Origin of the sequence: Mucilaginibacter sp., assembly GCF_028288105.1 — a bacterium.
Classification (GTDB): domain Bacteria; phylum Bacteroidota; class Bacteroidia; order Sphingobacteriales; family Sphingobacteriaceae; genus Mucilaginibacter.
This window is the reverse complement of record NZ_JAQBOI010000206.1, coordinates 1-11,424: the sequence shown is the minus strand read 5'-3', so window position 1 is coordinate 11,424 and position 11,424 is coordinate 1. Positions and strand designations below refer to the sequence as shown.

Below are 11,424 nucleotides of genomic sequence, written 5' to 3'. Positions count from 1 at the left end.
TGTATTATTTTCCCTACCGAATCTTCATAGGCTTTGCCCATATTGGTATGTGCCCTTACGTAGAAAAGCTGGCCAATACGCTCCTTACGGCTCATTTTTTTATATACAGAATCTACCCAGTGGTTTTGCTCGCTTAATGAATTAATGAAGCTTGTTTTTTGAGCGAAACTGCTTTGAGTAAGCAGGCTTAACATAAAAAGGAGGATGCAGGCAACGTAAATTTTTTGTTTCATTATTATCCAAATGTAGCTTAAATCTAAAATTCAGCTAATTGTTTTACCTATCTAAGATTTTAGAAAACATATCCCGAATAAACCTTGGCACGAAATTTCACTCTATAGGTTATAAAATTAACCGGCATGAAATATTGTGGGCCATCCACGATAGTTCACCACAAAACAAATAAAATTAAACCGATGAAAAAAATTCTCTTTATGGCTATATGCCTGCTGATTGCAGGCGAAGTTAGTGCACAACGTTATGACCGACGCCCCCGCAGGGCACGAGTAGTTAGGCGGGCACCTGTTCAGGAACGTTATAACAGGCGTGCCGATGATTTTTACAGACCCAGGGTTGGTTTAGCAGGCGGTGTGAATTTTTCAAACACTGTTGATGCTTATAATTCAGATTTTAGTACCAGCACTATTGCCGGGTGGCATGCAGGTTTAACATTCGAAGTGCCTATTGCCTATCCGTTATCTTTCGCGCCCGAAGTTTTATTCTCGCAAAAAGGATATAAGGCCGAAACTATTGACGGTACATTTAAGCAGCGCACCAATTATGTTGATGTTCCTCTGCTGGCAAAATTCAGGCTGGTGCCGGGTTTCAATTTTGTTATTGGCCCGCAATTTACATTCATCACATCAACCCGTAATACTTATGATGATGGGTTTAACACCATATCTCAATCTGAATACGGTTACCGTGGCGATAAAAGTTATATATCCGGCGTTATTGGTGTTGGTATTGACTTGAACCGTAATGTTGAGCTACGCGGCCGGTATGCCATTGATTTGAGTGAGAACCATTCTAATAGCAGCGCTATACCCGATTACCGCAACCAAGTGTTTCAACTGGGCTTAGGCTTTAAGTTTCAGTAATATCTAATCCCCTAATAAATATATATAAACAAAAAGAGCTGTAGTAAATCTATGGCTCTTTTGTTATTTAATTACCTTTACGGCTTATCATTCGTTTATAAATGCTTTCTATAATTATAGCTTCTGTAGATAAAGTCCAGCTACAAAACATAAGTGAAAATATTGCTGCAACCGTGGGCGTGCCTTATGAAATTATTGCTACAGAAAACCGCGGGGCAAAAAAGGGGATATGCCAGATATATAATGAAGGCATTGACAAGGCTAAATATGATATTTTATGCTTTATTCATGAAGATATCCATATTAAAACGGATGGATGGGGCAATATATTAGCCGCCTTGTTTACCGATCCGCAGCTTGGTTTGATTGGCGTAGCTGGGGCAGCTTATTTACCTATTAGCCCCTCAACCGGGGGCGGCGTAAACAGTAATGCTGTTTATATGAATATCCTGCAATCTTTTAAATTTCAGGATAAAGAGACTGTACATGATTACCTGAATCCCCGGAACGAAAAACTTTCGGATGTTGCTTATGTAGATGGGGTATGGCTTTGCACAACCCGGAAAGTAGCAGCTCAGTTTAAGTTTGATGCAGAAACCTGCCCGGGCTTCCATGGCTATGATGTTGATTTTTCGCTGGCCGTTGGTACAAAATATAAGGTTGCCGTTACCTTTGAAATATTAATAAATCATTTTTCTGAAGGGAATTTTGACCGTATCTGGATGGAGGATAACATACGTGTATTTAGTAAATGGAACAGCAGGCTACCGGTAAATATTGAAAGGCTTACTCCATTACAATCTTACCAGGTTGAGAAATTAACCTTTAAACGTTTTATTGAACAGCTATTATTATTTAAGCTCCCTGTTAATTCCGCGTTTAATACCCTCTGGAAAAACAATACCTTTTTGCGGTATAATATGAAGCTGTTTTTAAAGCTTAATTTTTTCACCTTCAAAAAAATAAAGGCCTTCAAAAAAAATCAAGCTTAATGCTACCATTTACCCAAGCTTTCGGGAATATCTTACAGCAAACCCAAGTTTAGAAAGGCGCTTTCTTTTTTTATGATTGGGGAATATAGCATGATAATGCTTATTAATCAACAGGATAAGCGGAAGGTGATATGATTTTTTTAGTTTTTGCTCGCAGGCATCTCTTATCGCGGTAATAAGTTTCCTGTCCGATTCGCTTAAATTTTTATACGTGGCAAAATTGGCAAGCATAGTTAAGCTTGTTTTAAAATCTAATATCTCAAAAGCCAGCTTATCATTATTCAGCACGTTTTGGATAACAGAGCTTTCATGTACACGGTACCTGGTGAGTTCTTTATCAACATATGTTATTTTGTTATGATACAAGGCAACAAAACCCATCCACCAATCATAATATCCGGCTTTGGGGAAAGGTAAAATATATTGCAAAAACTCGCGCGCTATAAGGCAAGTGTGCCCTGTTATATAATTTAGTATCAAAGTGCTTCGAAAATCCCAGTTACCGAATTTAAAACCCTGTAATAAGCTGTTTCCTGTTGGCGTACCCTCTGCCGATATATAGATGGAGTTGGAGAATATAAGCCAGTTATCTTCAATGCTATCAACAAGCACCTGTATTTTTTCTGGCTCCCAAATATCATCCTGATCGCTAATGGCAATAAAATCACCACGCGTTAAACCAAGTGCTTTCTCAAAGTTTTTGTTAAATCCTAAATTTTCCGTGTTACTAATGCACCTGATGCGGGCATCTTTAGCCGAAAACTGCTTTGCTATATTAAAAGTGTTATCTGTTGATCTATCATCAACAATAATAATATCAAGATTTGTATACGTTTGATTGATTATGCTTTCAATCTGTTCAGCCAAATATTTCTCACCATTGTAAGTACATAGTGCTACGGATACAAGCGGAGATGATCGCATTTTCTGTTTCAAATATAATTAAATACTATATCCCAGTTGTTTAAATATAGGTCTCCAAAAATCGAGGGTTCTATCCCAGGCATGGCAGCCAAAGGGCAACTGGCCATTATTAAGCTTAAGGGCGCGGGGTGGCGCATGTTCAACTGAAAACTTAGCACCTGTTTTATAATCGGGTATATTCAAAACTTTGCGTTTACGATTTACCTCTACGCTCCAAAAACGGTCTTCGTTATAATGATGCGTCTCTTTTTCAAGATACATATCAATCATTGCTTTATGCTTTATACATAAGTTATAAAATTTATGCACGTTACGTAAAGAGAAGCCACCATTGCCTACCTTGTTTTCATACTGATATTTGCTTGGTTCACCTTTTATATGCACGTCATAACGTGTATGCAGGTAGTATTTCAGCGTTGATTTTATCGATTTAACCAAGTCCGGATGTTCAATGTCCCGCAGCCAGGGAGCGCCTATATAATCAAAGCCCTGTTCGCACCAGTAATTCAACTCATCTTTAAAAACAAACGCGTCGAGCTGGTAAATAAGTATATAATCATACGCCAGGAACGCTTCATAAAATTCGGAGGATAACATGAGCTTGTTGTATCCTTCAATGTTTTCAAAGTAGCTGTTTTCAAAGCTTACTACATTTGTAAATTTAATGGTATTGGCATCCTCAGGCAACGTGAGCTTATGAGGCTTAATGGCAATTAAAGTATGGCTACTCAGTATTTTATTGCACTGCTCAAGCGCTATACGTTCAAATTGGTCAATACTTTCGCGATAAAAGGGTATAACAACTGCTACTTTTTTATTTTCCGACATCCCGTCTTAATCATTAAAAGTTTGCATATCAATTAGCTTTCGGTATAGGCCGTTGTTGTTAAGCAACTCCTGATGGGTGCCTTGTTCAACTATTTTGCCACTTTCAAGCACCACAATTATATCTGCATTCTGGATAGTGCTTAAACGGTGTGCAATTACCAGTGATGTGCGGTTTTTCATCAGGTTATTCAAAGCATCCTGCACCAGCTTTTCAGATTCGGTATCTAATGCCGAGGTTGCCTCATCTAATAACATTATTGGAGGATTATTTAACACAGCCCGTGCAATGCAAATGCGCTGTCTTTGTCCGCCTGATAGTTTGGTACCCCTATCGCCTACGTTTGTTTGATAGCCATTCTCTGTTTCTAAAATAAAGTTATGGGCATTTGCTATACGTGCCGCGGCTTCTACATCCTCGGGTTTAACATCGGTTTTACCAAATGCTATATTGTTATAAATAGTATCGTTAAACAAAACCGACTCCTGGTTTACAACTCCCATAAGGGTGCGTAACGACGTTGCCGTAATGTTGCGCAAATCGTTACCATCAACAGTTATCCGGCCGCTTTTAGGATCTATAAAACGGGGTATCAGGTCCATCATGGTTGATTTACCACCACCAGATGGGCCCACAAGCGCAACAGTTTTACCCTTTGGCACAACAAGATCAATGTGAGATAGTACTGTTTTTTCCTGGTAGGCAAAGCTTACATCCTCGAAACGTAATGCATCATCAAATCCGGCAATATCTATTGCATTTGGCGCATCGTATATCTTTGGCTTTTCATCAATAAGTGTTAGCACCCGCTCTCCGGCCGCTATACCCGAGTGGATATTGCTAAATGAATCTGATATAGCCTTTGCCGGGCGCATCACCTGCGAAAACAACGCGATGAAGGTGATAAACTCGGGTGCTGATAACGGCGAAGTTTTATTTATAAGTAAATGCCCCCCGTATAAAACAATACCCGCAACCATAGTAACCCCAAAAAACTCAGAAACGGGCGATGCCAATTGCTGCCGGCGGGCCATTGATTTAGTTATGCGGGAATACTCTTTATTCTCTTGATCAAACCGATCTTTTATAAAATTGATGGCATTAAACGCTTTTATAATTTTTATACCCGAAAGTGCTTCGTCCAGGTAACTTATCATGTTACCGTAGGTTTGTTGTGACGCAATGGCTTGTTGCTTTAGCCTTTTCACAATTCGCGATATTACAAATGCCGATACCGGAATAATCAAAAATGAATAAAGCGTAAGGCTTGGCGATATCAAAAAAAGCATCACCAAAAACGCAATTAATGTTAAAGGCTCTTTAAATATTACTTGCAAAGTGCCGGTTACTGAAAATTGTACTACCTGAACATCTGAAGCTATTTTTGATATAATATCACCTTTACGCTCGTTTGTAAAGAACCCCATATGAAGGTTCATAACATTATTAAATACCGTACGACGCAGATTTAACAGCGTATGTACGCGTAGATTCTCCATAGTACGCTGAGATAAATAACGGAAGAGGTTACCCAGCAAGGCCGATATAACAATGGTACCGCAAACAAACTGCAAGGCCCCCCATGTACCATAATTATTTATAGCATACTGTACATAATATTTAAACGAAGCCATAATATCAAACCACGAGGGTTTTGGGCCAAGTTCTGTAAATCCATCTGTCTTATCGGAAAATAACGTTTGCAGCAAAGGAGCCAGTAATGCCAGATTTAACGTGCTGAATATGATAGAAAAAAGAGTGGTTATAATATAAGGTATAGCAAATTTTTCAATTGGCTTTGCGAAGGATAATAACCGGAAGTATGTCTTCATTAAAAAAATATAAGTTGTAAAGGTACATCGCTTATAATAAAGTTTATTGATATGTTATTATTTAAGCCTAATTAAATAAATTTAAGTTCAAAAAACAATATAAATTACCTTAAGAGAAATTAGTTTATTCTTAAAGAATTAATTACATTTGAAGAAATAACTTTATCATAAAACAACCATGAAAAAAACGATTACACTTCTTTTGTGTTCCTTATTTTTATTAATATGGGGCTGCCAAAAAGACAATTCAAAATCTAAAAACAGTGCACTTTTAACTAAACCATCTTCAACTTTGAAGGCTGACTCTTTGTTAACTGATTCTATTAAAACAAGGCCCATAACAATTAATGATGTTACATGTGTAAACGCCAACACTGTTGTTCCCCTAAGGCTCACATCAACTTACGTTGTAATCGGAAGGTTCCCGGCTAATAATAATACTGTACCATACTTTAATGCATTACCTAAACAAAGTTGGACAATTAACGGATACACGCTTTCTAATCAAGCAAACGGCGATTTAGTTTTATATAGCCCAACAGGAGTTTATCTTTGGGGTACAGGGAACACAGTTAACAAAACCACTCAGTTTCGTCTTCAAAACGATTTAAATATGGTTGCATACAGTGGAACCACGCCAGTTTGGGATAGCAAAACACAATCTTATAGATGCACAAATCATACTTACCCTGAAAGGTTACCAAGAAACATGATGCTTGTTTTGGTGAATGACGGCGATTTAGAAATTGTAGCAGATGGGCGTGATGGTAGTGGTCACGAATATACAGTAATACTTGGTGGAACCCGAACCTATGGCGGGCAAGTGAGCCCTAATCTTCATACATTTTTTAATGATTACAGCTCTGCACCGGGCACTTCTGGTGTAGGTTTTATTTGGTAAAATAAAAAAATCAACAGTTACTAAAGGGTTTAGACCCCTTAGTAACTGCTTTTAACTACCTGTTAAGTTCATGTTTAACCAAAGCATATCGCAATTAACTACCACAGTTAATCATGCTGGTAAAAACTGCCTGGTGGCCTGCCAAACATTATCAATATTTAGGTTGGAAATACAGGGAAAAGGTTCTTGCTCTTCTGTCTTAAAAATGCAAAGCCAGTTACAATAGTAGCAGGGAAGTTTTTCATAAACGCAAACCGGCTTGCAGTCTACCTCATCAGGATACGGGGCAAAGCGCTCAAAATGACCACCACCCAATATGCAAACCGAGGGTACTTGGGTAGCTACAGCCATGTGGATGGCACTGGTTTCGTTAGCTATAAGTAGTGTAGAATTACCTATTATTTCAATCATTTGCGGCAGGGATGTTTTATTAATAAAACTCCCAATTCTTCCGCCCGGAAGGTTTTGCATCAGGTAATCGCCATTCTCCACTTCGCCGGGGCCGCCAATAAGATAAATGGGCTGTTTAGTATGATAAAGAAGAAGTTTTATCAGTTCAAGGAATTTTTCTTTTTCCCATCCGCGCTTAAATGCACCTGCACCTGGCAAAATAGCGATACCTTTTTTATTTTTCCCCTGGTGTTCAACGAATGGCTGTTTGATGGCCAAAGTAGTGTCCAATATTGTTTCAAAAAAGAAACGGTTGCGATTAAACTCAAAATACACACCTTGGGGTAACGATAATTTTTGCGTGTAAAATTTATCTGTTTGGTTTTTATATCGGGGGACGATGCCTTCATTGTCGCTTTGGTAACCAAATATTTGTTTGGCAGCGGTTAAGGCTGCAAGCCCGTCGGTGATAAAAACACGTGTATAGGTGGGCTGCAGCACAACTTCGTAGTTATTAAGAAACAGACGCCAACCCAACTTAAAAGTTTTTAATGGAGCTTCATAAAAGCTGTTGGGTGCAATGAAATAGGTCTCATGTAGAAATTGTTTGTCATACTTTAATGTAACATCCTGCCATAGCTTGTTGCCCAGCAGATCAATGCGATAGTGTTTATACTTTTCGGAACGCATAGTTACTTCGATAAAATTCCTGAACAAGATGTAATCGCCAATGGCATCGGTTTTTATTATGAGCAGGCGTTTTGCAGGCTTCCGAAACCGGGCAAAAAATCGCAATAGCTTTGGAAGGCTAAGCAACACAAAACGCGTTATCCTAAATAAATTACGATTTTTAATATCCATTATTAAAAGCGTTATCCAGCTCTTTATAAATTATGCTCTTGCTAAAGCTAATATGGAATAATTCTTCTGCCTGTTTCCGTTGTGTATCGTATAAAACGGTATCAGTTAACAGGTTAATAATATGCTGTGCAAATTTTGCAGGATCATTAGTTACCAAACAGCCATTAAGGCGTTTATTTGGGAGTCCGTCTACCCCTCGTTCATTACACACCACAGGTAGCCCAAATGCCAGGGCCTCAACCACTTTAACTTTTACACCTGTACCGGTAAGCATAGGGCATAATGCAATTTTGGCATCTGCATAATACATGTCAAGGTTTTGCGCAAATTCCACCCGCTTCAACTTATACTTATCAGGTATTGATTTGTTAATTAGCCCAATTACGCAAATAGTGATATTAGCAGGCAGGAGCGAATACACTTGTTCAAAAAACCATTCTGCCGCCCGTTTATTGTGAACATTGTCGCTGGCTACATAAATCAGGTCATAGTTTTTTTCCACTATGGGTTTCATTTCCTGAAGATGTGTATCTATCATTAAAGGCACAATTCTTATATTCGATTTGCAAAACTGGCCAAAAATATATTGCTCTTCGTTTGAGATTGCCCATACTTCATCGAAAGTACTTAATCGCTCAATCTCATCCTGAAACGTTACTCCAAGATGAAAGCGCTTTTTATACTTAAACTGCGCAGTGATAAAATCATGTGTATCAATAATGGTTCGTGCGCCTTTGATCAATCTTTTGTTGGATACCAGCCTGGCATATTGTACATAACTGATAATTATATAATCGTATGTATTAGTAGATAATACATTTTCAAAAGCATTCTTAAGCGCAATTGTTAAAACTGTAGGGATATTTGATTTAAAGGGATAAACAAACAGGTAATAAATAAGATCCCATAGTTTATACCTAAAAAAGTAAACGATCATACTTTTCTTATTGGGCTTGCGCTGCAACAGATAAACATTATCAGCAAGGCTATTATTTTTCAAAAAGCCGATCGCTTTTTTATCCGAAGCAGAATCCCCCTTTTCGTTTTTAAGGCCGGCAAGATCCACATGTATCTTACGTTCTTTAAAATATTTTAGCAATTCAATAGCGCGGGTTTTATTACCTGCAGTTTGTTGCCCTAAATCATCAGGAAAGAAGTATAATACTCTCATTATTTAAACAGCCTTATTGTTGGATTAATATAACATCAATGCCTTTATTTATTCTTTAATGTTGTTTTATGAAGTATCTTATTAATGCAACTTATACATTTCTTCAAAAAACTACATTTTGATTCTTTATACATTGCCAAAGAAACGAATTCACTATTGATGATATATTTTAAGTAAATTGTATTAATTGCTATGTAATTAAACATTTACTTTGCAGTGCGTTATTAATCAAAGCACCAAATATACGCCGAATAGGCGTATAAATAATTCAAAATGTTAACATCACAAGGCAATACCCTAACCGCTGATACGCCCAAAGTTTCTATTGTTATTGTCACTTATAATGCCGGCAAAACCTTGCAGGCATGTCTTGATAGTATATACAAACAAAAGTATCCGGTGCTTGAAATAGTAATAATTGACGGCCAAAGCACTGATAATACCGTCGAGATACTAAAGGTGAACACTAAGAATATCACTTATTGGGTGAGCGAAAAGGATAAGGGCATTTATGATGCAATGAATAAAGGCCTTAAATATGTTTCGGGAAATTGGGTGTATTTTTTGGGTGCAGACGATGTATTGTTTAATGATTTTACCAATCTATGTTACGAACTAAAAGATAGTAGCTGTATTTATTATGGCCGGGTTATGACACTGGGTGGGCCAACAATATCTGTAAATGAATATGGCTTTGCAAAATATGGTCTTTGCCATCAGGCTATGATCTACCCCAGGGCCGTTTTCGCTGATTATAAATTTAATACGCGTTACCCTATTTCTGCTGATTACGCGCTAAATATGTCGTTATTTAACAGTGGTTATTTTCGGTTTGTTTTTAAGGATTATCTTATTGCCAATTTTAACCAAACAGGAATCTCCAGCACATCTATTGATAAAATTTTTGAGAGAGATAGGAGCAGGTTGGTCAGAAAATACTTTGGGATGAAAATATGGATCCGATTTACATTTTGGCGATTTAAAAGAGGCCTGAAAAATAAATCCCATTAATCTCTCAGCACTTCATTATACAGGTTCAAATATTTTTCTGCACTTTTTTCCCATGAAAATTTCCCTGCATGATTTATTATGGCTTCTGCACGGTTGTATTCCTTAAAATCTTTTATGCCGTGGTCAAATACCTGTTGCATATGCTCCACTTCAAAGTTGTCAAAGTAATAGGCAACATTGCCCCCTACTTCGGGTAATGAAGTAAATTTTGATAAAAAAACCGGCTTGCCAAAATACATCGCTTCAATCACCGGTAAGCCAAAACCCTCTGCAATTGATGGAAATACAAAAGCACTGCAATTTTTATAGTACCAGGCCTTTTCAAAATCGGTAACCGGGCCTGTTATTTTTAGCCTATCTATAACACCAAACTTTTCCGCTTCTTCAATAATCACATTTTTATGAACTGTTTCAATACCTGCTATTATCAATTCGTAATCATTCCCTATTAACAGTGGTGGTATTAAATGAAACCCTTTTTGAACCGATAATAACCCTATAGTAAAAACAAACGGCCCCGCGGGTACATAATTTGGCAGAAAGTTATCCGGAACATGAAGTTTATCTGCACCATTGTGTATTACACTCAGCTTAGATTCGGCTTCGGGTATAAGCCTTATAATATCATCTGCTACAAATTGTGAAATAGCAACCACTTTATCACAGTAGGATATCTTGTTTTTCAGGTTACTAATTAAAGCCTTAATTTTACGTTCGGGCTTAAACTTTAAATGAACATTGTTAACATCATGGATAGTCATTATCCTTTTTGCTTTAACTTTCCACGGTCTTAACCGGCAAGTCTGATCGGTGAAGTGTACTATATCGTATTGGTTATATCGCCAAAAAAAGATTCTGTGAAACCTGGAAAGGAAAACAATTTTTACTTTATTGTTAAAAAAGTAAATTGTATTCCTGAACATATAATAGCTCAGTATAAATTTATTTTTATTCTGATCAATCAAAGCATCGCCAAGCCCCTTGCCAAATGAATAATATCCGGAATTGGGATTTTTCATCGAATCGAACGTAACTAAAACCTTTGGTGTCGACATTATCCTATATACGCTTATTTAATGATTTTATAATTCCTGTACTCGCTAACCCGCCAGCCGGTAAGGTCTTCTATTTTTTGCAGCGCCTTACGGCGAAAACTCATTTTCTTGTCCAATTCCTTTAAGTCGATATCCAAACTCCAGTTGGTGGCCGCCAGTCGCTTTTGCATTACTGCCGGGTGTGTGCCGGTAAAATGCACCAGCCTGTCGGGGTTCTTATGGCTATAATCAAATGTAAAAGTTTCGGGCAGATTTTGCGCCATCCACTCATCATCATGATAAAACTGGTTAAAATTACGCAGCTTATTTGCCAGGCCCGATGGTGGTTTTACCCATCCGTAATGATAAATGTAGGCGTCAA

10 protein-coding genes and 2 pseudogenes are annotated in these 11,424 nt (G+C 37.7%); 4 read left to right on the top strand and 8 right to left on the bottom strand.

Going from position 1 to position 11,424, the window contains the following annotated elements; translation table 11 throughout:
• A pseudogene (locus tag JWQ85_RS13980) lies at positions 1-233 on the bottom strand (glycoside hydrolase family 3); the annotation flags it as partial.
• Positions 234-416: 183 nt separating this feature from the next.
• Here JWQ85_RS13980 and JWQ85_RS13975 point away from each other — a divergent pair.
• A complete protein-coding gene (locus tag JWQ85_RS13975) occupies positions 417-1,100 on the top strand; it encodes a porin family protein (protein ID WP_299468968.1) in 684 nt (227 codons plus the stop codon).
• Between the two features lie 101 nt (positions 1,101-1,201).
• Positions 1,202-2,092 (top strand): glycosyltransferase, encoded by an 891-nt coding sequence (locus JWQ85_RS13970; RefSeq protein ID WP_299468966.1) that lies wholly within the window; start codon positions 1,202-1,204, stop codon positions 2,090-2,092.
• 9 nt (positions 2,093-2,101) lie between these two features.
• On the opposite strand, the gene JWQ85_RS13965 is transcribed toward JWQ85_RS13970, so the two are convergent.
• From JWQ85_RS13965 to JWQ85_RS13955, 3 genes are read right to left on the bottom strand one after another with little or no spacing between them, the layout of a single operon-like run.
• The gene (locus JWQ85_RS13965) at positions 2,102-3,016 is read right to left on the bottom strand and encodes a glycosyltransferase family 2 protein (protein ID WP_299468964.1); all 915 of its coding nucleotides are present in this window, start codon (positions 3,014-3,016) and stop codon (positions 2,102-2,104) included.
• Between the two features lie 18 nt (positions 3,017-3,034).
• Positions 3,035-3,844, bottom strand: coding sequence for a DUF5672 family protein (locus JWQ85_RS13960; RefSeq protein WP_299468962.1), 810 nt, complete (start codon positions 3,842-3,844; stop codon positions 3,035-3,037).
• A 6-nt stretch (positions 3,845-3,850) separates the two neighbouring features.
• Positions 3,851-5,674, bottom strand: a complete 1,824-nt coding sequence (locus JWQ85_RS13955) for an ABC transporter ATP-binding protein (protein ID WP_299468960.1) — start codon at positions 5,672-5,674, stop codon at positions 3,851-3,853.
• 178 nt (positions 5,675-5,852) lie between these two features.
• Here JWQ85_RS13955 and JWQ85_RS13950 point away from each other — a divergent pair, with 178 nt between their 5' ends.
• Positions 5,853-6,575 carry a hypothetical protein gene (locus tag JWQ85_RS13950; protein ID WP_299468958.1) on the top strand — a complete coding sequence of 241 codons (723 nt, stop codon included), beginning with the start codon at positions 5,853-5,855 and terminating at the stop codon, positions 6,573-6,575.
• A 111-nt stretch (positions 6,576-6,686) separates the two neighbouring features.
• On the opposite strand, the gene JWQ85_RS13945 is transcribed toward JWQ85_RS13950, so the two are convergent.
• Both JWQ85_RS13945 and JWQ85_RS13940 read right to left on the bottom strand, forming a co-directional pair.
• Entirely contained in the window at positions 6,687-7,826 is a 1,140-nt protein-coding gene (locus JWQ85_RS13945) for a glycosyltransferase family 9 protein (protein WP_299468956.1), read from the bottom strand.
• Positions 7,816-8,997 carry a glycosyltransferase gene (locus JWQ85_RS13940; RefSeq protein ID WP_299468954.1) on the bottom strand — a complete coding sequence of 394 codons (1,182 nt, stop codon included), beginning with the start codon at positions 8,995-8,997 and terminating at the stop codon, positions 7,816-7,818. The genes JWQ85_RS13945 and JWQ85_RS13940 overlap by 11 nt, the downstream gene beginning before the upstream one ends.
• Positions 8,998-9,270: 273 nt before the next feature.
• Here JWQ85_RS13940 and JWQ85_RS13935 point away from each other — a divergent pair, with 273 nt between their 5' ends.
• Positions 9,271-10,008 (top strand): glycosyltransferase family 2 protein, encoded by a 738-nt coding sequence (locus JWQ85_RS13935; RefSeq protein ID WP_299468952.1) that lies wholly within the window; start codon positions 9,271-9,273, stop codon positions 10,006-10,008.
• Here the strand turns inward: JWQ85_RS13935 and JWQ85_RS13930 are convergent.
• Entirely contained in the window at positions 10,005-11,063 is a 1,059-nt protein-coding gene (locus tag JWQ85_RS13930) for a glycosyltransferase family 1 protein (RefSeq protein WP_299468950.1), read from the bottom strand. The two genes, JWQ85_RS13935 and JWQ85_RS13930, sit on opposite strands and share 4 nt — an antisense overlap.
• Before the next feature lie 14 nt (positions 11,064-11,077).
• Positions 11,078-11,424, bottom strand: a pseudogene (locus JWQ85_RS13925) (glycosyltransferase family 2 protein); the annotation flags it as partial.

Bases quoted from the DNA above. Each gene is read 5' to 3' on its own strand.
- JWQ85_RS13975 (WP_299468968.1), top strand. From the start codon at position 417: ATGAAAAAAATTCTCTTTATGGCTATATGCCTGCTGATTGCAGGCGAA.
- JWQ85_RS13970 (WP_299468966.1), top strand. From the start codon at position 1,202: ATGCTTTCTATAATTATAGCTTCTGTAGATAAAGTCCAGCTACAAAAC.
- JWQ85_RS13965 (WP_299468964.1), bottom strand. From the start codon at position 3,016: ATGCGATCATCTCCGCTTGTATCCGTAGCACTATGTACTTACAATGGT.
- JWQ85_RS13960 (WP_299468962.1), bottom strand. From the start codon at position 3,844: ATGTCGGAAAATAAAAAAGTAGCAGTTGTTATACCCTTTTATCGCGAA.
- JWQ85_RS13955 (WP_299468960.1), bottom strand. From the start codon at position 5,674: ATGAAGACATACTTCCGGTTATTATCCTTCGCAAAGCCAATTGAAAAA.
- JWQ85_RS13950 (WP_299468958.1), top strand. From the start codon at position 5,853: ATGAAAAAAACGATTACACTTCTTTTGTGTTCCTTATTTTTATTAATA.
- JWQ85_RS13945 (WP_299468956.1), bottom strand. From the start codon at position 7,826: ATGGATATTAAAAATCGTAATTTATTTAGGATAACGCGTTTTGTGTTG.
- JWQ85_RS13940 (WP_299468954.1), bottom strand. From the start codon at position 8,997: ATGAGAGTATTATACTTCTTTCCTGATGATTTAGGGCAACAAACTGCA.
- JWQ85_RS13935 (WP_299468952.1), top strand. From the start codon at position 9,271: ATGTTAACATCACAAGGCAATACCCTAACCGCTGATACGCCCAAAGTT.
- JWQ85_RS13930 (WP_299468950.1), bottom strand. From the start codon at position 11,063: ATGTCGACACCAAAGGTTTTAGTTACGTTCGATTCGATGAAAAATCCC.